Source organism: Variovorax sp. HJSM1_2, assembly GCF_049316285.1.
In the GTDB taxonomy this organism is placed as follows: Bacteria; Pseudomonadota; Gammaproteobacteria; order Burkholderiales; family Burkholderiaceae_C; genus Rhodoferax_B.
On record NZ_JBMOXA010000033.1, the window covers coordinates 28579 to 51593 of the forward strand.

Annotated in this window: 23 protein-coding genes; 9 read left to right on the top strand and 14 right to left on the bottom strand. The window is 62.0% G+C overall.

Annotated features, from left to right (window positions below):
* Positions 1 to 7: 7 nt before the first annotated feature.
* The 9 genes from pncA to ACFQ95_RS23250 all read right to left on the bottom strand — a co-directional run bounded on the left by pncA (position 8) and on the right by ACFQ95_RS23250 (position 9597).
* Complete coding sequence (gene pncA / locus ACFQ95_RS23210) at positions 8 to 727, bottom strand: bifunctional nicotinamidase/pyrazinamidase (protein WP_422834911.1); 720 nt, start codon at positions 725 to 727, stop codon at positions 8 to 10.
* Positions 728 to 762: 35 nt separating this feature from the next.
* A complete protein-coding gene (locus tag ACFQ95_RS23215; RefSeq protein ID WP_422834913.1) occupies positions 763 to 1500 on the bottom strand; it encodes an ABC transporter ATP-binding protein in 738 nt (245 codons plus the stop codon).
* Positions 1500 to 2279, bottom strand: coding sequence for an ABC transporter ATP-binding protein (locus ACFQ95_RS23220; RefSeq protein WP_422834915.1), 780 nt, complete (start codon positions 2277 to 2279; stop codon positions 1500 to 1502). Before ACFQ95_RS23220 ends, ACFQ95_RS23215 begins: the two co-directional genes overlap by 1 nt.
* Positions 2276 to 4195 (bottom strand): ABC transporter permease, encoded by a 1920-nt coding sequence (locus ACFQ95_RS23225; RefSeq protein ID WP_422834916.1) that lies wholly within the window; start codon positions 4193 to 4195, stop codon positions 2276 to 2278. Before ACFQ95_RS23225 ends, ACFQ95_RS23220 begins: the two co-directional genes overlap by 4 nt.
* A 147-nt stretch (positions 4196 to 4342) precedes the next feature.
* A complete protein-coding gene (locus tag ACFQ95_RS23230) occupies positions 4343 to 5548 on the bottom strand; it encodes an ABC transporter substrate-binding protein (protein WP_422834918.1) in 1206 nt (401 codons plus the stop codon).
* 65 nt (positions 5549 to 5613) lie between these two features.
* A complete protein-coding gene (locus ACFQ95_RS23235; protein WP_422834919.1) occupies positions 5614 to 6198 on the bottom strand; it encodes an amino acid synthesis family protein in 585 nt (194 codons plus the stop codon).
* Between the two features lie 142 nt (positions 6199 to 6340).
* Positions 6341 to 6982, bottom strand: a complete 642-nt coding sequence (locus ACFQ95_RS23240) for an amino acid synthesis family protein (RefSeq protein WP_422834920.1) — start codon at positions 6980 to 6982, stop codon at positions 6341 to 6343.
* Positions 6983 to 7032: 50 nt separating this feature from the next.
* Positions 7033 to 7944, bottom strand: coding sequence for a UPF0280 family protein (locus tag ACFQ95_RS23245; RefSeq protein ID WP_422834922.1), 912 nt, complete (start codon positions 7942 to 7944; stop codon positions 7033 to 7035).
* 36 nt (positions 7945 to 7980) lie between these two features.
* Positions 7981 to 9597 (bottom strand): 6-hydroxynicotinate reductase, encoded by a 1617-nt coding sequence (locus ACFQ95_RS23250; protein ID WP_422834924.1) that lies wholly within the window; start codon positions 9595 to 9597, stop codon positions 7981 to 7983.
* A gap of 264 nt (positions 9598 to 9861) precedes the next feature.
* On the opposite strand from ACFQ95_RS23250, the gene ACFQ95_RS23255 reads away from it, so the two are divergent.
* From ACFQ95_RS23255 to ACFQ95_RS23265, 3 genes are read left to right on the top strand one after another with little or no spacing between them, the layout of a single operon-like run.
* Positions 9862 to 10635 carry a ferredoxin--NADP reductase gene (locus ACFQ95_RS23255; RefSeq protein WP_422834926.1) on the top strand — a complete coding sequence of 258 codons (774 nt, stop codon included), beginning with the start codon at positions 9862 to 9864 and terminating at the stop codon, positions 10633 to 10635.
* Between the two features lie 16 nt (positions 10636 to 10651).
* The gene (locus ACFQ95_RS23260) at positions 10652 to 11323 is read left to right on the top strand and encodes a TetR/AcrR family transcriptional regulator (protein ID WP_422834928.1); all 672 of its coding nucleotides are present in this window, start codon (positions 10652 to 10654) and stop codon (positions 11321 to 11323) included.
* Between the two features lie 33 nt (positions 11324 to 11356).
* Positions 11357 to 12550 carry an amidohydrolase family protein gene (locus ACFQ95_RS23265; protein WP_422834930.1) on the top strand — a complete coding sequence of 398 codons (1194 nt, stop codon included), beginning with the start codon at positions 11357 to 11359 and terminating at the stop codon, positions 12548 to 12550.
* Positions 12551 to 12562: 12 nt separating this feature from the next.
* Here the strand turns inward: ACFQ95_RS23265 and ACFQ95_RS23270 are convergent, their stop codons facing one another.
* On the bottom strand, positions 12563 to 13489 hold the full coding sequence (locus tag ACFQ95_RS23270; RefSeq protein ID WP_422834932.1) for an EamA/RhaT family transporter: 927 nt from the start codon (positions 13487 to 13489) through the stop codon (positions 12563 to 12565).
* Positions 13490 to 13663: 174 nt separating this feature from the next.
* Between ACFQ95_RS23270 and ACFQ95_RS23275 the strand changes: the two genes are divergently transcribed.
* A complete protein-coding gene (locus ACFQ95_RS23275) occupies positions 13664 to 14140 on the top strand; it encodes a CYTH domain-containing protein (RefSeq protein WP_422834934.1) in 477 nt (158 codons plus the stop codon).
* A gap of 15 nt (positions 14141 to 14155) precedes the next feature.
* Here ACFQ95_RS23275 and ACFQ95_RS23280 read toward each other — a convergent pair whose 3' ends face one another.
* The 3 genes from ACFQ95_RS23280 to ACFQ95_RS23290 form a co-directional block, all read right to left on the bottom strand.
* Positions 14156 to 15367 carry a patatin-like phospholipase family protein gene (locus tag ACFQ95_RS23280; RefSeq protein WP_422834935.1) on the bottom strand — a complete coding sequence of 404 codons (1212 nt, stop codon included), beginning with the start codon at positions 15365 to 15367 and terminating at the stop codon, positions 14156 to 14158.
* 116 nt (positions 15368 to 15483) lie between these two features.
* Positions 15484 to 15975, bottom strand: a complete 492-nt coding sequence (locus ACFQ95_RS23285; protein ID WP_422834937.1) for a RidA family protein — start codon at positions 15973 to 15975, stop codon at positions 15484 to 15486.
* Between the two features lie 60 nt (positions 15976 to 16035).
* On the bottom strand, positions 16036 to 16461 hold the full coding sequence (locus ACFQ95_RS23290) for a hypothetical protein (protein ID WP_422834938.1): 426 nt from the start codon (positions 16459 to 16461) through the stop codon (positions 16036 to 16038).
* Between the two features lie 179 nt (positions 16462 to 16640).
* Between ACFQ95_RS23290 and ACFQ95_RS23295 the strand changes: the two genes are divergently transcribed.
* Both ACFQ95_RS23295 and ACFQ95_RS23300 read left to right on the top strand, forming a co-directional pair.
* Positions 16641 to 18134, top strand: coding sequence for a PLP-dependent aminotransferase family protein (locus ACFQ95_RS23295; protein WP_422834940.1), 1494 nt, complete (start codon positions 16641 to 16643; stop codon positions 18132 to 18134).
* Between the two features lie 66 nt (positions 18135 to 18200).
* The gene (locus tag ACFQ95_RS23300) at positions 18201 to 19526 is read left to right on the top strand and encodes an MFS family transporter (RefSeq protein WP_422834942.1); all 1326 of its coding nucleotides are present in this window, start codon (positions 18201 to 18203) and stop codon (positions 19524 to 19526) included.
* 78 nt (positions 19527 to 19604) lie between these two features.
* Here the strand turns inward: ACFQ95_RS23300 and ACFQ95_RS23305 are convergent, their stop codons facing one another.
* Positions 19605 to 20447 carry a shikimate dehydrogenase gene (locus ACFQ95_RS23305; protein ID WP_422834943.1) on the bottom strand — a complete coding sequence of 281 codons (843 nt, stop codon included), beginning with the start codon at positions 20445 to 20447 and terminating at the stop codon, positions 19605 to 19607.
* A gap of 169 nt (positions 20448 to 20616) precedes the next feature.
* Here ACFQ95_RS23305 and ACFQ95_RS23310 point away from each other — a divergent pair, with 169 nt between their 5' ends.
* The 3 genes from ACFQ95_RS23310 (at position 20617) to ACFQ95_RS23320 (ending at position 22924) form a co-directional block, all read left to right on the top strand.
* The gene (locus ACFQ95_RS23310; protein ID WP_422834945.1) at positions 20617 to 20982 is read left to right on the top strand and encodes an aminoacyl-tRNA synthetase; all 366 of its coding nucleotides are present in this window, start codon (positions 20617 to 20619) and stop codon (positions 20980 to 20982) included.
* Positions 20983 to 21302: 320 nt separating this feature from the next.
* Complete coding sequence (locus ACFQ95_RS23315) at positions 21303 to 22310, top strand: Bug family tripartite tricarboxylate transporter substrate binding protein (protein WP_422834947.1); 1008 nt, start codon at positions 21303 to 21305, stop codon at positions 22308 to 22310.
* Between the two features lie 95 nt (positions 22311 to 22405).
* Positions 22406 to 22924: a hypothetical protein gene (locus ACFQ95_RS23320; RefSeq protein WP_422834949.1), complete on the top strand. Its 519-nt coding sequence runs from the start codon at positions 22406 to 22408 to the stop codon at positions 22922 to 22924.
* Positions 22925 to 23015 lie beyond the last annotated feature (91 nt).

Genomic DNA, 23015 nt, shown 5'->3' on the forward strand with positions numbered 1-23015 from the left:
GCTTGATTTAAACGCTGATGTCGGCCGACTGGATACGTTTCACACCGGCCTTGGCCATTTTTTTCCACGCGGCGGTGAGTGAGCCGTTGAGGTCGATGGCGCGGGTCGCGTCTTCGATCACATACACCTCGAAGCCAAACCTGCGTGCATCCAGCGCCGTCCAGGCGACGCAGAAGTCGGTCGCCAGGCCGGTGACAAAAACGGTTTTGATGCCACGTTGCTTGAGGTAACCGGCCAAGCCGGTGGAGGTCTTGCGGTCGGCTTCTTCAAAGGCCGAGTAGCTGTCCACGCTCTTGTGGAAGCCCTTGCGCAGAATGACTTGCGCCGTGGGCAGCTTCAGGTCTTTGTGCAGGGCCGCGTCTTCCGTGCCTTGCACGCAGTGGTCGGGCCAGAGCACCTGGTTGCCGTACGCCAGTTTGGTGGTTTCAAACGGTTTCTTGCCACCGTGGCTGCTGGCAAACGATGCATGGCCGGCGGTGTGCCAGTCCTGCGTGACCACAATGTTTTCAAACGCCGACGCCAGGCTGTTGATCACCGGCACCACTTCCGAGCCCTTGGCCACGGGCAACGTGCCACCTTCGACAAAACAGTTCTGCACATCGACCACGATGAGCGCGCTGTTGCCAGCAGGTTTGATTTTCTTGGCGGCGAAGGCCTGGCTGGAAAGTCCCAACGCACCAAGCGCGGCGGTGGCCTTGAGCATGGTGCGGCGATCAAATGCTTGCATGGTCTGACTCCTTGGATGAGGTTAAAAAGACTCTCTCAAACGCTCAGGTAGTTGCGCCGCACTTCGTCATTCGCGGCCAGCTCGGCCATCGAAGCCTGGTAGCGGATCTGGCCCCTCTCCAACACGTAGGCACGGTCAGACACCAGCTCGGCAAAGTGCATGTTCTGCTCAGACAGCAGAATGCTCACGCCCTGCGCCTTCAGCGCCAGAATCATGTGCGCCATCTGCTCGACGATGACCGGCGCAACACCCTCAGACGGCTCGTCCAGCAGCACCAGATAGGGGTTGCCCATCAAGGTGCGCGCCACCGTCAGCATCTGCTGCTCGCCGCCGCTCATGCGGCCACCGGGGCGCTGCGGCATCTCGCCCAGGTTGGGAAACAGCTTGAACAGGCTCTCGGGCGTCCACAGCGGCGCGGCGCTGCCATCGGCCCACCGGCGCGGCGGCTGGCGGCCAACTTCGAGGTTTTCCAGCACCGTCAAATCGGTGAAGATGCGCCGGTCTTCGGGCACAAAACCCAGGCCCAGCCGCGCCGCCACATGCGGCTCGCTTTTCGACAGGTCGTGGCCCAGAAACTGCACACGGCCTTTGCGTTTGGCCAGCATGCCGATCAAGGCCTTCAGCGTGGTCGACTTGCCCGCGCCGTTGCGCCCCATCAGCGCCACCACTTCGCCACGGCGCACATCGATGTCCACACCAAATAAGACTTGGGCCGCGCCATACCAGGCGGTCAGGTCGCGCGCTTCGAGCAGGGTTTCAGCGGGCGCGGCCATCACGCAGCCTCCGTCGCGGCAGTTGATTTTTCAAACGTTTTGCCAGTACCAAAATAAACCTCTTGCACCTTGGGGTGGTCACGAATTTCCAGGGGTTTGCCTTCGGCGATGAGGCGGCCGCGCGCCAGCACAATCATGCGGTCGGCGTAGGCAAACACCACATCCATGCTGTGCTCGGTAAACAACACCGCCATGCCACGCTGCACCACCAGTTCCTTGGTCAGCGCCATCAGGTTATTGCGCTCCTTGGGCGCCATGCCGGCCGTGGGTTCGTCCATCAACAAAAGCTTGGGCGCATTCGCCATGGCGATGGCCAGCTCCACCCGCTTCACGTCGCCATAGGCCAGCTCGTTGCAGGGGCGCTCGGCTTGCGCCTTCATGCCCACTTGGTCGAGCAGCGCCAGGGCAACGTCACGTTTATGGTCGGCCGCGCGGCGCCACATCGAGAACAACAAACCATCGTGCGACAGTAGCGCCATCTGCACGTTTTCCACCACGGTGAGCGAGGCAAAGGTTTCGGCAATCTGGAAGGTGCGGCCCACGCCCATGCGCCAGATCTCGCGTGGTTTACGGCCCACCAGTTCCTGGCCGTTGAGCCGGATCGAGCCCTGGTCGGCCTTGAGTTGGCCGTTGACCATGTTGAAGGTGGTGGACTTACCCGCGCCGTTGGGTCCTATGAGCGCGAGCAATTCACCCGGCGCCAGGTCGAAGTCTATGCCGTTGACGGCTTTCACACCGCCGAATGATTTGCCGAGTTGGCGTACCTGGAGCAAGCTCATACCCGCACCTCCTCAGCCTTGGGTAAAGGGTTGGACTTGCTGTGCCACCGGTCGACCAGCGCCTTGATGGAACCCGCAATACCCTGCGGGAACAACAACACCAGCAGCAAGATGATGCCGCCCAACATGGCGCGCCAATAGTCGGTGTTGCGCGCCACGGTGTCGTGTAACCAAGTGAAGGTCACAGCACCCACCACCGGCCCCGCCAGTGTTTGGATGCCGCCCAGCAGCACCATCACCAAACCATCAACCGACTTGCCCACGGCCATGGATTCCGGCGAGATGCTACCCTTGGAAAACGCGTAGAGCGCACCGGCCAATCCGGCGACCACACCGGCCACCACAAACGCCGCCCACTGCATGCGCTTGACGTCGATGCCAATCGCGTCGGCGCGCAAGGCTGAATCGCGCCCGGCGCGCAGGGCGTAGCCAAATGGCGAGAACAACACCCGGCGCAACCACCACACGCCCAGGCCCACCAGTGCCAGCGTGAGCCAGTAATAAACCTGCTTGTCGGCCAGCCAGGCGGCCGGCCACACACCGGTCAGGCCATTGCTGCCGCCGGTGAAGCTGTCCCACTGGTAGGTGATGGCCCAGGTGATTTGTGCAAACGCCAGCGTCAGCATGGCCAGGTACACGCCCGACAAACGCACGGCAAACCAGCCGTAGATCAACGCGCCCACACCAGCCACCAGCGGCGCCAGCACCAGCGCCAATTCCATGGGCAAACCGGCCGACCGCACCAGCAAGGCCGCGCCATAAGCGCCCAGGCCAAAGTAGGCCGCGTGGCCGAATGAGTGCATGCCCGCCGGCCCCATGATGAAGTGCAGGCTGGCGGCAAACAGGGCGGCGATCAGCAGGTCGATCAACAATACCGTGGTGTAGGGAGACTGTGCGGTAAGGATGGGCGCGGCCGCCAGCAGCAGCGCCAACAGCGCCGAGCCCGCCACGTAGGCGCGACTGGGCAAACGCAGGGGTTCTTCGGGCAAGCCGGTGTTGCGGCTGGCGGCCTGGGCGCGGCCCATCAGGCCCCAGGGGCGCCACACCAGCACCACGGCCATCACCAGGAAGTCGACCACCAGGGTCATCTTGGAGAACGACACACTCACACCGAACACATCGACCACACCCAGCCAGATGCAGATGGCCTTGATCTCGGCGATCAGCAGCGCCGCCACATAGGCACCGGGCAGCGAGCCCATGCCGCCCACCACCACCACCACAAACGCGGCGCCAATGGTGTGCAAGTCCATCTCCAGCGTGGCCGGTTCGCGTGGCAACTGCAATGCACCACCCAGGCCCGCCAGCAAAGCACCGAGGGCAAACACGGCCGTGAACAGCCAGGCCTGGTTGACGCCCAGCGCACTGACCATCTCGCGGTCTTGTGTGGCGGCGCGCACCAGGGTGCCGAAGCGTGTGCGTGTCAGCAGTAACCAAACCAAACCCAGCACCACCGGGCCGACCACAATCAAAAACAAATCGTAGGCCGGGAACTGGCGCCCCAGCAGCATCACCGAGCCCGCCAGGCCGGGCGCACGCGGGCCAAGCAATTCATCTGGCCCCCAAAGCCACAACACCGCGTCCTTGATCACCAGCACCAGCGCAAACGTAGCCAGCAGTTGGAACAGCTCGGGCGCCTTGTAGATGCGCCGCAGCAGCAAAATTTCGATCAGCGCGCCTAGCACCCCCACCGCCACGGCGGCGATCAGCAGCGCGGGCCAGAAACCCAGGCGCACGCCCAGCACTTCCACCAGCGAATACGCCACATAGATGCCCAGCATAAAAAACGAGCCATGGGCGAAGTTGACGATGCGCGTCACACCAAAGATCAGCGACAGGCCCGCCGCCACTAGGAACAGCGACGAGGCCGAGGCCAGCCCGTTGAGCAGTTGAACAACAAAACCAGAAAAGCTCATGGCGCAACAGACTTTCAAAAGGTGCAACACAGCAAGGTTGACACCAACGCGGGAGGCGGTTGTTCTTATGGTCGATTTCAGCGGGGCAGATGGAACTGCCCCGCCGGCGCGGCAGAAACCTCTGCCGGCCGCTGCTTCAGTTGGCTTTTAGTCCGTGCTGCGCGACTTCTTCACATCCGCTGCAGACGGTTGGTACTTGGCATCAGCGCCATCCAGGTATTGGAAGTCAACCATGATGCCCTTGCCACCATCGTTCTTGGTACGGCCCACATAGGCACCCATGGTCGATTGGTTGTCCTCAGAACGGTAGCTGATCTTGCCGAAGGGTGTGTCGACCTGCAGGCCCTTGAACGCAGCCACCAGCTTGTCGGTTTCGGTGCTCTTGGCCTTGGCAATACCGGCCGCGGCCGACTTGATCATGCTGTAGCCGACCACCGAGCCCAGGCGCGGGTAATCCTTGAACTTGGCCTGGTAGGCTTGTTCAAACGCCTTGTGCGCGGGCGTGTTGATGGCGTACCAGGGGTAGCCGGTGACGATCCAGCCGTTGGGCGCTTCGTCTTTGAGTGCGTCCATGTATTCAGGCTCACCCGTCAACACACTCACCACTTCACGGCCCTGGAACAGGCCACGTGTATTGCCTTCACGCACGAACTTCGACAGGTCGGCACCAAACAACACGTTGAAGATGGCATCGGGCTTGGCATCGGCCAGCGCTTGCACCACGCTGCCCGCATCCACCTTGCCCAGCGGCGTGGCTTGTTCGGCCACAAACTCCACGTCGGGTTGTGCGGCCTTCATCAACTGCTTGAACGCAGCCACGGCCGACTGGCCGTATTCGTAGTTGGGATAGACCACGGCCCAGCGCTTTTTCTTCAGCTTGACGGCCTCGGGCACCAGCATGGACGCCTGCATATAGGTGCCGGGGCGCAGGCGGAAGGTGTATTGGTTGCCACCTTGCCAGGTCATCTTGTCGGTGAGTGGTTCACCGGCCAGGAAAAAGAACTTCTTTTGCTTGGCGAAGTCGGCCACGGCCAGACCGGTGTTCGACAGGAAGGTGCCGGTGAGCACGTCGATCTTTTCGCGCGACACCAGTTCTTCGGCGACACGCACGGCGTCGCCCGGGTTGGCGTTGTCATCACGCGTGATGAGTTCGATCTTCTTGCCGTTGACACCGCCTGCGGCATTGATTTCGTCCACAGCCAGCTCCATGCCCTTTTTGTAGGGCTCCAGGAAGGCAGGCTGCGCCTTGTAGCTGTTGAGTTCACCAATCTTGATGACACCTTGCGCAGATGCGGGGGCCGCAGCGGCCAGCAGCGCAGCGACGCCAACAACGGAGAAAACGGACTTGTACATTTTGGGGACTCCTGATTTAAAAACGAATGGGGGCGAGGGGCAGGTCGGTGGCTGGGGACTGGGCGTTAACGCAAGCCGTCTTGGCCTTTGATTTCGTGGGCCTGCAAACCGCCTACACGCGGCAGCGGACGGCCACTGTCGGTGACCACCACGGCCACCACAATCTCATTGGCGCGCGGCGCGTCGTTCACGCGCGCTTCCATGGCATCAAAATGGCTGCGCACAAAGGCCGCATCTTTGTGGCCCAGCGGCACATCAATCGCCGTGCCCAGCCCGCCAATCTTTTTGCTCGAGGGCACCAGGGCCGCGCCCTTCTCCACCGCCACACGCAACGGTGCACCGAGCTTGGGGTGCAGGATGGCGGCGGCGTGTTCCAGCTCACCGGCCTCGCCGACAATCGCCGCCTTGCCATAGCTGTGTGCCTGGCCGGGCGCAATGCCCAGGGCTTGCACACAGCGCTGCCCCAGCAGGCCACCAAGCTCTTCACCGATGGCGATCAACTCGTCGAGGTTTTCGGCATAACGCCCGGCGTAGGGGTTGTCGATCACGGCCATGGCCAGCGCTTTGCGCACGGGCGGTATGACGGGTTGGCCCATCACGAGGCGGGTCTCATCCACTTGCACAATCAGTTTGCGAATCTTGGCTGGCATGTTGTGTTTCCTGTTGATCGTTTTGTATTGGCGATTCCGTTTCCAGATCAAGCGTGAACGCGAAGACGAAGCGCAGACATTACAGGCGTAAGGCAAGCGAAGTCGACAAAGTGCACGATTGATCTGGAAATGGAATAAAGGCTTAGCGCAGGCCGTCCCATTGTTTGATGTCGGCTGCGGCCAAGCCGCCCACCCGCGCATGCACGCGGGCGCCGGCCCCCATCACCAGAATGAAGACAATTTCATCGGCCGCCGGCGCGCCGGGCACACGCACTTCCATGGCGTCGAAATGGCCACGCACATAGCTGGCGTTGATATGGGTCAGCGGCACGTCAAGCGCCGTGCCGGGGGCACCCACTTTTTTGGTCGAGGGCACAATCGACAAAGCGTTTCCGGGCTGGCCGGTTTTGACCTCGCCCTGCCCTTTGGCATAGGCGTTGCGGTCGCCCTTCCAGCCCAGCAGCTCACGCATGGCGTAACCGCCGGGCACATGCCACAGCGCGCCGTGCTCCAGCTCACCAGCGGCACCGATGATGGCGCCTTTGCCATAGCTTTCAATACGCTCGGTGCCAACCTTCATGGCCGCCAGCAGCGTGCGCGCCATGTCTATGCCCACGGGTTGCAGCGCATCCATCATGGGCAGGATGTTGGGTTCGTAACGGCCGGCAAACGGATTCTTCAGCACGGCGGACACCGCGCCACGCAGGGTGGGGGTGCCGGCCAGGGGGCCGAACTCGTGGTGGATCTCTTCCACCTGGGTCACAACGCGCCGAATTTCAATCATTCTGTTTAGCCTCGATCTCGATATGTTTCTTAAGCAAAACCTAAACCAGCTCACCGACTCATTGCCAACGCGCCGAATTGTCGCGCAAGCCGAGGCGGTGTTGGCACACGCGCAGGAAGTTCCGTGGTGACACACTTCCCTTGGCACACCAACACGGCGGCTTCAATGTGCCCCGCATGCCATAAGGCCTCAGCCCGCCGCAAACCATGCTGCAGTGCAGCATGCACTTGCTCGACCGGCAACGGCGGCACGTGTACGGTCACCAAGCGCTCGCCCAAATCCGAATCATCGCGCACTTGGTTAGCGGGCAGGCGTTCAATTGCAGCGTTTTCTATGTTCACTGCGTTCGCGATGATGGTGGCCGCCGCATCGGCCTGGGCGGCGCTGCGTGCCAGCACCGTCACGCTGTCGGCAATACCCATGGACAAACTGCGCCCACGCCAGCCACTGGTGGCAATGCCGCGCACACGCATGTCGGCATGTACCTGGAAGCGGCCGTCGAGCTGCAAAGGCTGCTCCGAAACCAAACGCCCGAGGTCGGCAAACAAACCCACCTGCACCGATTGGCCGGGCGCCAAATGCAGCGCAATGTCGCCGCCGTTGTTGATCCAGGCACGCTGCATACCAGCCACCTGGTAGAACGGCAGCAGCTCTTGCGCCACCGCGCCCGCCACAGCCGCCATGGGCGTGATGAAGTGGGCCGCAAAAGGCGCACAGGCTTGCCACATGCGCTGCGCCACCACACCTTGCAAGGGGCAAACCTCGGCCACTGCTTGGCGCAGCAGCGGCAACTCGGCCACCAGCTCGGTCAGGATGCTTTGAAACCGGGTCCAGGCGCGGGCATGAGCCGCGGTTAGCAGGTTTTCATACCCCACCGCCGCATTCGCGCCTATGACGATGTCGATCGGACCGTGCTGAAAATGCCAGCGGCCATCGGGGAGTTGGGTTCGTTGCGCGGTCATCAAGAAGTACTCTGCTCAGTGCATCGACTCAGGCCATTAACCGAGCAGGGGCTCACGCCCCAACGGCCACGGGTTGCCACCGGCACTGCCCAACCAACTGCGCGCCGTGGGTGCGCCATCGGCTTGCCAGGCGCCCGTGCGCAGCACCTCTTGCAGGCTGCGCACATAGTCCATGTGGCCACCGAGCACGCGGTAGTCTTCGAGCCGCATGCTGAATTCAATCGGCGCCACGATGGCCGGTGTGGGCACGGTGCCAAAGCTGTTGTCGGGCATGCGCGAAACATCGGCCATCACCGTGATGCCGCCGCCTGGCCAGACATAGGCCGGTGCGCCGCCACAGGTCACATTCACCAGCGCACGTTTGATGGCGCGGGTCAGCAGCACCGGGTTGTCGGTTACGCCCGCGCGCAAGCTGCCGCCGGCTCCGCCGAGAAACAGCACGGTGGAAAGCGAGGGTTCGCAGTTCTCGCCAATACGCTCGACGATGCGGCGCACTTCGGCCGGCATCTGCTGCTCCACTGGTTGCAGTGCGTCGTTCAAGACATACCAACTCGCGTGTTCGCCGGTGGTCGAGGTCATCAGCAAGGTGTTGCCGGGGCGCGCCACCTCCGCATCCCAAGCCTCGATGATGGACAGCGGATCGGCGATGTCGGTGCCGCCCCAACCATTGCCCGGATTCGCCACCTGGAAGTAGCGCCCCGGCGTGGACTTGCGCCCGCGCATACGGATGCCGGAACGCGGCATGTCCAGGCAGCGCCCGGCCTGGTGCTCGGTCAACACACCGGTGATGTGGTCGTCCACCACCACCACCTCGTCGACCAAACCAAAAAATTGCTTGGCAAAAATGCCCACGGCGGCCGAGCCGCAGCCTACGCGCATGCGCTGCTCTTCGACGCCGTTGACTATGGGTGCACGCCCGGCCTGGATCAGCAGTTGCGAACCACCATCGATGGCCAGCTCCACCGCTTGTTTGTTGCCCAGTGCGGCCATCATTTCGGCGGTGATGCGCCCTTCCTTCTTGCTGCCACCGGTGAGGTGGTGCACCCCGCCCAGCGACAACATCTGCGAGCCGTATTCCGCCGTGGTGACGTGGCCCACCACCTCGCCCTTGCAGCGCACATTCGCCTGCTCGGTGCCGAGGAAACGGTCGGTGTCTATCTTCACCTTGAAGCTGCAATAGCTGAAGATGCCTTCGGTCACCACCGTCACCATGTCCACGCCTTTGGCGGTGGAGCCAACGATGAAGGGTGCGGGCTTGTAGTCGGGGTAGGTGGTGGACGAACCCACACCGGTGACGAACACTTCATCGGCCAGCAACAGGTCGCCGCTCCAGTTGGCGTCAGCCACCTCGCTGGCGGGTTCGTTGGCCGGAACAAAAGGCACAACCGCGCTCTCTGCCTGCGCCAGGCTGCGGCGCAACAACACCACCGGATCAACCCGCACCAACACACCTTCCTGGTTGGCGTAACGGTCGCAGGCACCGGCTCGGCCAAGCGAAATCTGGCACAGCACCGGACATGCGTTGCACTCCACCTTCTCGGTATGCATGCGCTCGTTGCGCGGGCGTGCACGCTCCAGGAACTGTGCGGACGACTCGGTGGAGGTCGTCACATCTAGGCTGGGCAACCCGTCTGTTTTCGTGTGTTCGGTCATCGTGGCGCCTACATCTCGCAACCCGCAAACATGGCTTGTGGTTCAAATTATTTTTATGTAGCATTCACTCCAATTTCATGTTGTGTTTGCTACATGAGTGGCGAATCTAGCGGATTAAGGCGTTGAAGACAACAGGATTTTCAGCAGAATTTTTTCGCCCCATTTCAGCGCAGAACCTGGCCCCAAGATGAACACACAAATTGCCGCAATGCACCATTTCAGACGGCATGCGACAACCCATTTTTTAAACTCTCACATCACACCATGAGCGCATTCAACGAAGAGAAAGTTCTCACCGTTCACCATTGGACCGACCGCCTTTTCAGCTTCACCACCACACGCGATGCCTCGCTGCGTTTCTCCAACGGCCACTTCACCATGATTGGCCTGCGCGTGAACGACAAACCGCTGCTGCGCGCCTACAGCATCGTCAGCCCCAACTACGAAAACCACCTGGAGTTTTTGAGCATCAAGGTGGAAGACGGGCCGCTGACTTCACGCCTGCAGCACATCCAACCCGGCGACACACTCATCGTCGGCCGCAAGCCCACCGGCACCTTGTTGACCGACTACCTGTTGCCCGGAAAACGCCTGTACCTGCTCGCCACCGGCACCGGCCTTGCACCGTTCATGAGCATCGTGCACGACCCAGAAACGTACGACAAATTTGATCAAGTGATTTTGGTGCACGGCGTGCGCCAGGCTCATGAACTGGCCTACCATGAGCTGCTGGTCAATCAATTGCCACGCCACGAGTTCCTGGGCGACGTGGTGAAAGAAAAGCTGCTGTATTACCCCACGGTGACGCGCGAGTCGTTCCGCAACACCGGCCGCATCACCGACCTGATCGCCCACGGCAAACTCTTCAGCGACCTGCACCTGCCCAACCTCGACGCCGCACAAGACCGCGTGATGCTGTGTGGCAGCCCGGGCATGCTGAGCGACTTGAAACACATGCTCGAAGGGCGTGGCTTCCGCGAGGGCAACACCTCCACGCCGGGTGACTTCGTGGTTGAACGCGCGTTCGCCGAAAAATAAGGCACGGGCAAACAGCATGGCCACTCGTACAGCAGAGCCACTTGCCGAGTCGACACGCCGTGTCGGTGTGCGCGAGCAATCGGCTCAAGCCACCAAAGAAAAGATCCTGCGTGCAGCCACCAAGGTGTTCGCCAAATACGGTTATGACGGCGGCAGCGTAGAGAAAATCTCGCGCGCCGCCAAGTCGTATGACCGCATGATTTATTACTACTTTGGCTCGAAAGAAGCTTTGTTCATTGCGGTGATTGAAGAGATGTACCGCAAGATGAACGAGGCCGAACTGGCGTTGACGCTGGACGTCGCGAAACCCGAACAAGCGCTGCGCGTGGTCATCGGTTTTGTGCTCGGCTACTACCGCGCCAACCCCGAGTTTGTCACGCTGCTGAACACCGAAAACCTGCACAAGGGGCGGCACATTGCCAAGTCGAGCCGGGCGCGCGACTACTCCTCACCGGCCGTGGGCATCATCGAGCAAATCCTCGCGCAGGGTGTGTTGCAAAAGAAGTTCCGCGCCGAGTTGACCGCGCGCGACGTATACCTGTTGATCGCCGCAACCGGCTACTTCTACATGTCGAACCGGCACACACTTTCAGTGTTTCTCGGCGAGCGTCTCGACACCGCCGAGCAATACACCCACTGGGAGCAGTTTGTAGTCGACACCGTTTTTCGCACCGTGCGCACACCCTGAATTAATTACAACAAACCCCACGAAGGAAACCCCATGGCAGAAGCAGCAAGCGCCGGTGCGTCCGGCAAAGTCGTCATCAAGAACATCGGCCTGTTGTTGTCGGGCGACCTGGAGCAACCCATTCTGGATGCCGACACCATCGTGGTGCAGGACGGGCTGATCACCGCGTTTGGCAAAGAGAAGGACTGTGACCTGGAGGGCGCCAAAACCGTCATTGATGCGCGCCAGACCTGCGTCGGGCCGGGCCTGATCGACAGCCACGTGCACCCGGTGTTTGGCGACTGGACGCCACGGCAAAACCAGATCGGCTGGATAGACTCGACCATGAACGGCGGCGTGACCACCATGGTCTCGGCCGGTGAAGTGCACCTGCCGGGCCGGCCCAAGGACATCGTGGGCCTGAAGGCGCTGGCCATCACCGCGCAACGTGCTTTCGACAACTTTCGCCCCGGCGGGGTGAAGGTGATTGCCGGGGCGCCGGTGATCGAAAAAGGCATGACCGAGCAAGACTTCAAAGAACTGGCCGATGCCGGTGTAACGCTGCTGGGCGAAGTCGGCCTGGGCTCGGTGAAGGCCGGCTATGAGGCGCAGCAAATGGTGGCCTGGGCGCGCAAATACGGCATCCAGAGCACCATACACACCGGCGGCCCGTCGATTCCCGGCTCCGGGCTGATAGACAAGGACGTGGTGCTGGAAGCCGATGCCGACGTGATTGGCCACATCAACGGCGGCCATACCTCACTGCCCTGGAAGCATGTGTGTGAGTTGTGCGAAAAGTCGTCGCGGGCGATTGAGCTGGTGCACAACGGCAACGAAAAAATCGCCATTGAAGCCGCACGCGCGGCCATGGAACTAAAGTGCCCACACCGCGTGATCCTGGGCACCGACGGGCCTGCGGGCTCGGGTGTGCAACCCTTGGGCATGCTGCGCATGTGGGCACTGATCTCCAGTTTTGCCAACATCCCGGCCGAACTGGTGTTTTGTTTTGCCACCGGCAACACCGCGCGCATACGCAAGCTGAACTGCGGCCTGATCGAAGTTGGCCGCGCCGCCGACTTTGTGTTCATGGACCGGGCCCAACACACCGCCGGCGCCACACTGCTGGAGAGTGTGCAGCTAGGCGACATTCCCGGCATTGGCATGGTGATGATAGACGGCATCGTGCGCTGCGGCCGCAGCCGCAACACACCACCGGCCACCGAAGTACCGGTGGTGTTAGGTCATTAAGAACCTAAAAGCTTACAACTGCGCGCAAACCATCACCAGGCCGACGAGTACGAGCAAGAGACCCAGCCGCTCCGCGCGGCCTAACTTTTCCTTGAACAAGCGGCGCGACACCAGGTAGCTGAACAACACCTCCAGCAAACCCAAGGTGCGCACGTCGGCCACGGGGCGCATCGCACCCGCGGTAAACCAGCCTATGGACGCGGCCGCGCCCATCATCCCGGCCAGCAAGGACAGGCGCCAGGCCTTGGCCACCGCCACCAGGGCGCCGGGTTGGCGCAGCGCCAGATAGCCGCCCAGCAGCAACGACTGCAGGGCCTGCGCCCACACCACGGCCCACACGCCCACCAGCAGCGGCGAGAAGTTTGGCAGTTGCAGCGCAGCACCGCGAAAGCCCACGGCCGACAACGCAAAACAAGCACCCGAGCCCAGGCCGTACAGCATCACCTTGTTGCGCAAACCATCGGGCGCGAGAGCCTGGCCGCCCTTGGGCCGCGACAACAGGAACACACCGGCGGTGGCCAACAACATGGCGAACACGGCCAGCAGCGTAGGCAGCTCGTGCAAGAACACCGCACCAAACAGTGCCACCTGCAGCACTTCGGTTTTGGAGAAGATCACCGCGACGATGAAGTTGCGCTCTTTCATGGCCATCAGTAGCAGCGCTGTGGCGCACAACTGCGCGACAGCGCCCAGGCTCAACCACGCGAAGTAGCTGGGTGTGACCGGCGGCAGGCCCGTGGGTGCACCGCCCAGGGCCACAAGACCGAATAGAAACAGCAGCGCAAACGGCAGGCCGTAGAGAAATCGCGCGAGTGTCGCGGCCAGCGTGCCGGTGGCCGCCGTGAGGCTGCGCTGCGCGGCATTGCGTATGGTTTGGGCAAAAGCGGCCCAGACCACGAGGGGAATCCAGGCCCAGGCGGGGAAGTTGGTCAGTGACATGGTGGGGAGAGAAATATGGAAGCGAGGTTAACCCGTACCTCTCACACGTGCGCAGCGCGGCCCCTCTTGTTTGACGAATGCCGGGAACGCGCTTGCCGTTGGCACCCGCAAAGCAAAAAGCACGCTTGCTAACATGCCCACAATACCTCTCAGAACGGGCTCTTAGGATTCAGCATGGCAGTAGAAATTGAGCGCAAGTTCCTCGTCCGCGACACCAGTGTGTTGGCGGGCTTGAGTGGAACCAAAATGGCCCAGGGCTACCTGGCGGACAACGGCATGGTGGTGCGCGTGCGCGTGGCTGGGACCCAAGGCTTTTTGACACTGAAGGGTAAAACCAAAGGCCTCTCAAGGGCGGAGTTTGAATACGAGGTGCCGCTGGCAGATGCGCAAGCCCTGTTGGCCGACTTCGCCTGTCTGGGGCGAATCGAAAAGCTGCGCTACTACGTCCCCCTAGGCGACCTCACCTTCGAGGTCGATGTGTTTGAGCAGGAACTGGCGGGCCTGGTTGTGGCAGAAGTTGAACTGCCATCTGAGGCTCACCCCGTGCCACCGTTGGCGTGGCTGGGGGCCGATGTGAGCCTGGATCCGCGTTACCGAAATTCAGAACTGGCCGTCAGCCGCACCATTCCCACGCCGGCGGTCTTGTCTTAAAGCGTTTTTACGATCTTAGGTCAGCGCTGCACGCTGCTCCAAAAACACCTGGGCCTGGCTCTCGCCATCGGCCATGAGCGCTTCGATGTGCTCCTGGCTGCGGTCGAGCTTGCTTTCGTAGTCCAGCGTTCCCGCAAGCTCCGAAGACATTTCGATAAACGGGATGTGATAGGGCCTCACCTCGTCATCCCTGAAGCAGCGCGGCACACGGATCGGGCCATCCAGATCAAAACGTTTGGCAAATTGCGGCGTGAAGGCGCCTTGCAAATACAGCTCGTTCATCACGGCCAAGGCATCGAGCTGCTGGAACAGCGACACGTTGCCAATTAGTTCGTTGCGGCGGTCACCAATCTGGTCTGGCGTGACGGGCACGTGGGCCGATTGCGTGGGGTTGATCTTGATGACCCAGATCTCCTGTGCAATGTGGTCGGCCCCCACAAAACGCGTTTGCGCCAGTTCGTTGACGGGCGGGTTGTCTGAGAACAGGCCGTCCCAATAGGCGCCGCCATCAAATTCCACCGCTGCAAACAGGCTTGGCACCGCGCACGACGACAGTATGTGTTCTACGCGAATCGCCTCCAGCCGACTGCTGAACTTGGCCAACCGTCCCGATAGTGTGTCGACGGCACCCATCAGCAACACCGGCCCATCCTCGCGTGGGCCGCGCTTGGTCAGTTCGGCAAAGTCGATGTGCTTTTCCAGCAGCCCACGAAAGTCGGTGTAGTGCGGGCGCATGCCGCGTGCAATCGAGTCCATGGCCGACACCATGAGCGGCGACGATGGGCTGGTATTGAAGGTGGGCAACCATCCCGCACCGGTCATGCGTAGCGCCTGCAGCGCCACTTGGTTCAGCGCACGCTCGGCGGGTGTACTGGCCATGTTGTCCTGCCAGAACGCATATAGACGCTCCCAGGGTTTGGCGTCACCTTTGATGAGCGAATACCAGGCCAGCGTGGCACAGATAGCGCCGCCAGATGTGCCTGACAAGCTGACGATATCGAACTCGTCCTGCACGCCCGCTTCAAACAAACCCTTGAGCACACCCGCTGTAAAAGCCGTTTGACTACCGCCACCCTGGCAGGCGATGGCGATACGGCGCTTTGCGGTGGCCCGTGTTCGGGTGGTTTTCTTGCCCACCGCTGGCGGCTCTGGCGCGGCTCTTTCAGCCGAGGCTTTGCCGGGGCGAGCCCGAGGGGTAGAAGTCGAACGTGCGGAACGCGTCACCATATCTTCCTTCTCCACCCCACGGGATGCAGGGCCAAGTTGTCAGTATCTCAAAGTTGTTTTGCACTGCAACATATTTTGACTGACCACATACCGTCGGCCCCATTTAGAAAAAATGCTTACTTGGCTTTTACCCCCTCCACCGCCACCGTCAGCTCCACTTCAACCGTGGCATTCTTGGGCAACTGCGCCACGCCCACCGAGGTGCGGCTGTGCACGCCGGCAGGCCCCAACACCTCCACCAGCAAGTCGGAGGCGGCATCGGCCACTTCACTTTGTTGGCTGAAGTCCGGTGCACTTTGCACAAAAACGCTCACCCGTAACACTTGCTGCACATGCTCCAGCCCGCCCGGTTGCTGGTGCAGGATGATGAGGCTGCGCAAGGCGCCGATACGGGCCGCGCGTTGGGCATCGGCCAACGTTACTTCACGGCCGGCGCTGCCTTGCACCACCACATCTAGGCCCACGCGCGGCACCTGGCCGCTCAGGTAAGAAATGCCAGCGTGTTGCACCACGGGCGTGTATCGCCCTCCCAGGCGTAGTTCGGCCGAAATATCCAGCCCCTCTGCTTGGGCGAGTTGTTGCAAGCGTTCTGTTCTGCTGGCAGTCATAACAAATCTTCTCCAGGTCTTTTCAATCACAGAGTTAATAAAACAACGATCAAATCGCGATCAACGTACAAGCTTCAACCCAAGCCAACCGCGCCAACCTCGCAGTTGCTGCCAAAAGCTGCGCGGGCTCAAGCCCGCAAAGGGCGAAAGGGCCACAGCCGATGCGGGGCACTGCACGCGCACCACGGCATCGGCCAAGGCTAGCAGCAAAACCCAGCCTTCGCGGTCCACGGTGTGGCCGCTATGGGCATGCACCTCAACATGGGTGCGCAGCAAGGTTTCGCCATGCCACTGCGGGGTCTCGGTGAGCCGCACGCTACCACGCAACACCAGCAGTTGCGTGCCCGCAGGCCAATACAGCATTTGCGATTGCCGCTGCCGCACACGCAGCAACTCGGGCACGGAGCCCGTCGCTTGCGTGGCGGGGCCTGGCGTGCACTCGGCATCGGTGAATTCAGTTAGTTGGCGCTGGGGAAGTGGCGGCATGGCGATCCTCGAAAAGCAAACAAAGAAGTAGCCTTAGCCTAAGTTTTGCGCTCTGTTCCCAAAAGGCACACGCCGGGGCTTTCTGTATCGCTACAGACGCGCGAACGCGCTTCTGTTACGGTTCACTTTTGCCCCATCTGTACCTGTGCCCCAGACGCACGCGCCAGGATGATCACGCCATGAACCCGTTTCCCGCCTCCGCCACCCAAGCCACGCCACCAACTTCACGGCCCGCTGCAGCCCCCACGTCCCCGCTCTACCAGCGCCTGGCCGGCCACTACCGCCAAGCCATAGAGTCGGGTGTGATGGCGCCGGGTGAGCGTATGCCCTCGGTGCGCCGGCTCACACAGTTGCACAAGGTCAGCCTGTCCACGGCGGTACAGATTTGCCACCGGCTGGAAGACGAGGGTTTGCTGGCCTCTAAGCCACGCTCGGGCTACTTTGTGCGCCAACCGCGCCGTGCCACGCTGGTGCCTATGCGCGAGCCCGAGGTGGATCTGAAGCTGGATACGGCACAGTTCGTGGGCATTCACCACAAGGTGTCGGCCTATGTGGCGCAGTGTGAGCAGTTCAACTTCAAGACCAATCTGGCGGGTGCCTATGCCGCGCCCGAGGCCTACCCCACCGAGGCCCTGAAGAACGCCGCCACGCGCGCGCTGCGCCTGCGTCCCACAATGCTCACCGCCCCGGCGCGCGGCCAGGGCGACCCGGCGTTGTGCAGCGCCCTGGCACGACGCGCGCTGGCCAGCGGCATCCACATCACACCCGATGAAGTGCTGGTGACCTACGGCTGCACCGAGGCGCTGAACATCGCCCTGCGTGCGGTGGCACAGCCCGGCGACACCATCGCCGTCGAGTCGCCCACCTTCTACGGCCTGCTGCAGATTCTGGAAAGCCTGGGGCTGCGCGCACTGGAAATCCCGACCAGCCCGCGCCACGGCTTGTCGATTGAAGCGCTGGAGATGGCGCTGCAAAACCACCCGTCCATCAAGGCGGTGGTCGCCATTCCGAATCTGCACAACCCCTTGGGCTGCACCATGAGCGACGTGGACAAACAGCGCCTGCTGGCCCTGTGTGAACGCAGTGGTGTGCCCTTGATTGAAGACGACACCTACGGCCCGCTGACCGATGGCGACACACCGCTGCGCGCCATCAAGTCGTGGGACACCACGGGCAACGTCATCTACTGCGCCACGTTGCGCAAAACGCTGGCCCCCGGCATGCGCCTGGGTTGGATGGTGGGCGGGCGCTGGCAGGCGCGCACGCAGATGATCAAGTACGCGCAGAGCCGCTACAACGACACACTGGCGCAGGTGACCGTGGCCGACTACATCAACTCCAGCGCCTACGACCGGCACATGCTGCGCCTGCGCCAGATGCTGAAGAACCAGCGCGAACAAACCGCCGAGGCGATTGCCACCTACTTCCCCGCCGGCACCCGGCTGAATCTGCCACAGGGCAGCATGATGCTGTGGGCCGAGTTGCCCGACCAGCGCCCCGTGCAGCCGGTGTTTGAGGCCGCGCTGAAGCTGGGCATTCGGGTGGCACCGGGCTCGCTGTTTTCCAACTCCAACCGCTACGACCACTTTGTGCGCATCTGCTGTGGCGACCCGTACTCCAAACAAGTGGACGACGCACTGCGGCAATTGGGCGCCTTGCTCGGAAAGACCTAGTCATCGTGTCGGCGGGCGTTCTTGGCTAGAGTAAGGGTCTATACCTATAACAGCAAGGATTCCCTCATGTCTACCGATACCGCCGCCACCGCGCCACCAGGCAACGCACCCACCCAATACACCAGCGCCGAAAAGCGCCACCGCGTGTTCGCCATCATGGCGGCCTCGTCGGGCAACCTGGTCGAGTGGTTCGACTTCTATGTCTACGCGTTCTCCGCGCTGTACTTCGCGCCCGCATTTTTTCCCAAGTCCGACCCCACGGCGCAGCTGCTCAACACCGCCGGGGTGTTTGCCGCCGGCTTTTTGATGCGCCCCATAGGCGGCTGGCTGTTTGGCCGCATCGCCGACCGGCTGGGCCGCAAAACGTCTTTGCTGATCTCGGTGGTGATGATGTGCGCAGGCTCGCTGGTCATCGCCTGCCTGCCGACCTACGCGCAGATTGGCGCCTGGGCGCCTTTCCTGCTGCTGGTGTGCCGCTTGTTCCAGGGTCTGTCGGTGGGCGGTGAATACGGCACCACGGCCACCTATATGAGCGAGGTCGCGCTGCGCGGGCAGCGCGGCTTTTATTCGTCGTTCCAATACGTCACGCTGATCGGCGGGCAACTGCTGGCGGTGCTGGTCATCGTCATTCTGGAGCAGCTGCTGACCGAAGACGACTTGCGCGCCTGGGGCTGGCGCATCCCGTTTGTCATCGGCGCGATTGCCGCCGTCGTGGCCTTGATGCTGCGCCGCACGCTGCACGAAACCCAAACCGCCGAAGCGCGCAACAACAAGGAAGCCGGCACCATGGCCGGCCTGTTCCGCCACCACAAGGCGGCCTTCTTCACCGTTCTGGGCTACACCGCTGGCGGCTCGTTGATCTTCTACACCTTCACCACCTATATGCAGAAGTACCTGGTGAACACCGTGCACCTGCCGATCAAAACCACCAGCTACGTGATGACGGCCGCACTGTTTGTCTACATGTGCATGCAGCCGCTGCTGGGCATGTTGTCCGACCGCATTGGCCGGCGCAACAACATGCTGCTGTTTGGCGGACTGGGTGCCCTGTGCACCGTGCCCATCATGACGGCGCTGCAACACGTGACCAGTCCGCTGATGGCGTTTGGGCTGATCATCGTGGCGCTGTTCATCGTGAGCTTCTACACCTCGATCAGCGGCATCGTGAAGGCCGAAATGTTTCCACCCGAAGTGCGCGCCTTGGGTGTGGGCCTGGCCTACGCGGTGGCGAACGCGATCTTCGGTGGCTCGGCCGAATACGTGGCGCTGGGACTGAAAACCCTAGGCCACGAATCAGCGTTTTACTGGTACGTGACGGTGATGATGGTCATCGCCTTCTTCGTCAGCCTGCGCTTGCCACGGCAGGCCAGTTACCTGCACCACGACCATTAAAAGAAAAGCGGCGACCGCTATGAAGAGCATAGCTGTCGCCGCTTTTATGGCGGGCGTAAACGCCTTAGTTTCTATAAATCAAAACGTCGCCACAATCGCCGCGCGCAGCGCGGGCGTGATCTCCGGCATCACACCAAACCAGGCGTTGAACGCCGGCCGCGCCTGGTTCAGCAGCATACCCAGGCCGTTGACGGTGACATGGCCGCGCGCCTTGGCGGCTTTCAGCAAGGGCGTTTCCAGCGGCGTGTAGATCACGTCGCACACCAGCGCGTGTTTAGGCAGGGCATCGAGGGCCAGATCCAGCGCGGGTTGGCCCACCATGCCCTGGTTGGTGGTGTTGACCAGCAGCGCGGCATCGGCCAGCGCATCGGCGCGCTGCTCCCAGGGAATGGCGCGCACGGGGATGCCGAATTCATCGGCCAGCGCCTGGGCTTTGGCGGCGGTGCGGTTCAGCAAACGAATCTCTTTGGCGCCACGTTCAGCCAGGCTCACCACCACGGCACGAGCGGCACCACCGGCGCCCAAGACCACGGCGGGGCCGGTCTCGGCACGCCATGCAGGCTGCTCATCAAGCAGGCTTTGGATGAAGCCCGCGCCATCGTTGTTGAAGCCGTGCAGACTGCCATCGGGCTGCACCACGATGGTGTTGAGCGCGCCCATGCGGCGCGCCGTGGCGTCCACCTGGTCGACCAGGGCCATGGCCGCTACCTTGTGCGGAATGGTCAGGTTGCAACCGGCAAAGCCCAGGGCGCGCAGGCCACGCACGGCGTCGGCCAGGTTTTCTGGCGCCACCGGCAGCGGAGCGTAGCTGCCCTTCAGACCGTACTGGGCAATCCAGTGGTTATGGATGATGGGCGAGCGCGAATGGGAGATCGGCCAGCCCATGACGCCGGCCAGGCGGAAAGTGGGTGCGTGCGACATGGAATCAGACTCAGCAAAGCGAAAGGGCAAAGGGTGAACGCCGGAGCGAGCCCCGAACGGACAACAAGTGTACTTGGCAGGCCGTCCTGGGGCAGGCCCGGGCTTGACCACAAACCGCCACCGGGCTACGGTGGCAGCACTCGCACACCAGTAGTCCAGGAGGTTCGCCATGCGTATCAGTGACGAAGAGTATTTCCGCAGCTGCGTTGCCAAGGAGCGCCATCTGGCGCATTTGCTCGGCCACCACCAGATCGAAGAGTGCTACGAGAACGCCGGCACGCTGTGGGAGAACACCACCCAGTTGCCCAAGTGGACACGCGACTGGCACGCCTGCGGCCCGCTGCTGGCACAGTACGGCATTGACCTGGTGTTTGTGCGCGAAGATGGCAAAAACAGCGAACCTAACCTGGTGCGCGCCGGCGCCACCAGCATCCACATCAAAGACCACCCCAACGTGGAACGCGCGACCATGGTGGCCATCGTGCGCGAGGTGATCTACCGGCTGGAGCACCACCAGGCAACACCCAAGCACTAGCAGGCTGTTGAAAAACGACTGCGGAGGTCATCGGCGGCGTTGCGCGGTGTTCGGAATCCTCACGTACCAAAAGTACGTTCCGGTTCCTGTGCTCCGTGCGCCTTGCAGCTAACCTTCCTCGCTAGGTTTTTATCAACCTGCAAGCTGTGTTTTGCGCGGGGTTTGTGCCACCTGGGAAACGGCATCGGCGCGGCTTGTGCGCGAGTGCTACATTCCACGTCGCTGTGCGCGGCGCGGAGACAAATCAACGCCCATAAGCTGACGCACTGGCATTGATATTGCACCAGTTTTTTTCTTTGCATTTCCGTTGGGAGCGTTTCATGGGTGGTCTTTTTTCGCGTCAGATTTCTCGTCGCAGTTTGGGGGTTGTTGCCCGTTCCTTGGCTGTAGGTGTACTTGGCGCCGCCATGTTGGCGGGCGCTGCACAAGCGCAGAACAATACCGTGCGTTTATTGGTGGGCTTCCCACCCGGCGGCGGCACTGATGCCATCGCCCGCATGTTGGCCGAGAAGCTGAAAGACCAGCTCGGCAGCTCGGTGATCGTGGACAACCGTGCCGGCGCTGGCGGCCAGATTGCCGCCCAGGTGTTGAAAACCGCGCACCCCGACGGCACCACCTTCTTCCTCACCCACGACCACACCATCTCCATCCTGCCGCAAGTGGTGAAGAACCCGGGTTTTGACCCCGCCAAAGACTTTGTCGCCGTGGCCGGGTTTGCCACCTTTGTGAACGCCTTGGCGGTATCTGGCGGTACACCCGCCAAGTCGGTGAACGACTACGTCGCCTGGGTGAAAAGTGCGCAGGCGGGCAAAGGCACGGTGGGTGTGCCCGCACCGGCCTCGGTACCCGAGTTCCTGGTCAAGCTGATAGGCCAGAAGTACGCTGTGGACCTGCAAGCCGCGCCCTACCGTGGCAGCGCACCCATGATTGGCGACATGCTGGGCAACCAGATCGCCGCGGGTGTGGGCTCCATCCCCGACTTCATCGAAAACCACAAGGCTGGCAAGATCCGCGTCGTCGCCGTTTTGGGCGGCACTCGCCAAGCCCTGTTGCCCGATGTTCCGACCTTTGCCGAACTCGGCCTGGCCGGTTTTGAAGACGTGCCTTATTACGGCATCTTCGCACCCGCTGGCACACCGAAGGCCGCCATCGACAAGTTTGCCGAGGCCGTTTCCAAAGTGGTGGCCATGCCCGATGTGCGCGACCGCTTGACCGCCATGGGCCTGACCGTGGGTTATATGTCGCCATCCCAACTGGCCAGCCGCGAACAGGCTTACACCAAGGTGTGGGCCAAAATCATCAAGGACAGCGGCTTCCAGCCCCAGTAAACCGACCTAGGGTATGCGCGGAAATTGCGGAATTGCCCCGCATTTCCCGCGCTTTGCGGGCGTTCACCGGGCGCATGAACTTCTAGGATGCGTCCATGCACTCCTACAAGCTATTCCACGAGTCGCCCTGGCACACTGATCTGCTGTTGCCGCGCCTGACCGACGACGCCACCCTGGCGGATGTTCAAGTCTTGCTCGGTGGCTTGTCTTTGGTGCTCAGCCGCACACTCCCCGCCGCCACGCCGCAATCGCAAAGCGCTTTTCCGGCCACGCGCCGTCTCGCCGCCCGCCTCACACAAAGCATAGAGACCGACGACGCCAAAAAAGCCCTGGCCCCCAGCGAAGAGCTGTGGGCCGCGCAGGACGAATGTGGCCAAAAGCTCGATCCGAGCACCCTCTCGGTGCTGCGCAAGCTGTTGGCCCAGACGATTCGCGACGAACTGGCCTATACCAGCTACACCGCAAGCATGCGCAGCCTGAAGAACGATTTCAAGGACAGTGGTTTTGACGCCGCTGCAAAGCCGGACAGCTTGCCAGCCATTCCGACGATTCCGACCATCACCACACGCGCCAACGATCTGGGCACCGGGCCACTGGGCGCGGCAGCCTCCTGATCAAAGCACCTCGGCCTCCAGCAGCTCGACCGGGTCGCCCCAGCGTTTGGCTGCGGCCACAACGCTGGGATCGCGCAAGGCACACAAAAAG

Bases quoted from the DNA above. Each gene is read 5' to 3' on its own strand.
- ACFQ95_RS23220 (WP_422834915.1), bottom strand. From the start codon at position 2,279: ATGAGCTTGCTCCAGGTACGCCAACTCGGCAAATCATTCGGCGGTGTG.
- ACFQ95_RS23245 (WP_422834922.1), bottom strand. From the start codon at position 7,944: ATGACCGCGCAACGAACCCAACTCCCCGATGGCCGCTGGCATTTTCAG.
- ACFQ95_RS23265 (WP_422834930.1), top strand. From the start codon at position 11,357: ATGGCAGAAGCAGCAAGCGCCGGTGCGTCCGGCAAAGTCGTCATCAAG.
- pncA (WP_422834911.1), bottom strand. From the start codon at position 727: ATGCAAGCATTTGATCGCCGCACCATGCTCAAGGCCACCGCCGCGCTT.
- ACFQ95_RS23240 (WP_422834920.1), bottom strand. From the start codon at position 6,982: ATGATTGAAATTCGGCGCGTTGTGACCCAGGTGGAAGAGATCCACCAC.
- ACFQ95_RS23315 (WP_422834947.1), top strand. From the start codon at position 21,303: ATGGGTGGTCTTTTTTCGCGTCAGATTTCTCGTCGCAGTTTGGGGGTT.
- ACFQ95_RS23255 (WP_422834926.1), top strand. From the start codon at position 9,862: ATGAGCGCATTCAACGAAGAGAAAGTTCTCACCGTTCACCATTGGACC.
- ACFQ95_RS23320 (WP_422834949.1), top strand. From the start codon at position 22,406: ATGCACTCCTACAAGCTATTCCACGAGTCGCCCTGGCACACTGATCTG.
- ACFQ95_RS23285 (WP_422834937.1), bottom strand. From the start codon at position 15,975: ATGACTGCCAGCAGAACAGAACGCTTGCAACAACTCGCCCAAGCAGAG.
- ACFQ95_RS23310 (WP_422834945.1), top strand. From the start codon at position 20,617: ATGCGTATCAGTGACGAAGAGTATTTCCGCAGCTGCGTTGCCAAGGAG.
- ACFQ95_RS23215 (WP_422834913.1), bottom strand. From the start codon at position 1,500: ATGGCCGCGCCCGCTGAAACCCTGCTCGAAGCGCGCGACCTGACCGCC.
- ACFQ95_RS23275 (WP_422834934.1), top strand. From the start codon at position 13,664: ATGGCAGTAGAAATTGAGCGCAAGTTCCTCGTCCGCGACACCAGTGTG.
- ACFQ95_RS23270 (WP_422834932.1), bottom strand. From the start codon at position 13,489: ATGTCACTGACCAACTTCCCCGCCTGGGCCTGGATTCCCCTCGTGGTC.
- ACFQ95_RS23260 (WP_422834928.1), top strand. From the start codon at position 10,652: ATGGCCACTCGTACAGCAGAGCCACTTGCCGAGTCGACACGCCGTGTC.
- ACFQ95_RS23305 (WP_422834943.1), bottom strand. From the start codon at position 20,447: ATGTCGCACGCACCCACTTTCCGCCTGGCCGGCGTCATGGGCTGGCCG.
- ACFQ95_RS23230 (WP_422834918.1), bottom strand. From the start codon at position 5,548: ATGTACAAGTCCGTTTTCTCCGTTGTTGGCGTCGCTGCGCTGCTGGCC.
- ACFQ95_RS23295 (WP_422834940.1), top strand. From the start codon at position 16,641: ATGAACCCGTTTCCCGCCTCCGCCACCCAAGCCACGCCACCAACTTCA.
- ACFQ95_RS23280 (WP_422834935.1), bottom strand. From the start codon at position 15,367: ATGGTGACGCGTTCCGCACGTTCGACTTCTACCCCTCGGGCTCGCCCC.
- ACFQ95_RS23290 (WP_422834938.1), bottom strand. From the start codon at position 16,461: ATGCCGCCACTTCCCCAGCGCCAACTAACTGAATTCACCGATGCCGAG.
- ACFQ95_RS23225 (WP_422834916.1), bottom strand. From the start codon at position 4,195: ATGAGCTTTTCTGGTTTTGTTGTTCAACTGCTCAACGGGCTGGCCTCG.
- ACFQ95_RS23250 (WP_422834924.1), bottom strand. From the start codon at position 9,597: ATGACCGAACACACGAAAACAGACGGGTTGCCCAGCCTAGATGTGACG.
- ACFQ95_RS23300 (WP_422834942.1), top strand. From the start codon at position 18,201: ATGTCTACCGATACCGCCGCCACCGCGCCACCAGGCAACGCACCCACC.
- ACFQ95_RS23235 (WP_422834919.1), bottom strand. From the start codon at position 6,198: ATGCCAGCCAAGATTCGCAAACTGATTGTGCAAGTGGATGAGACCCGC.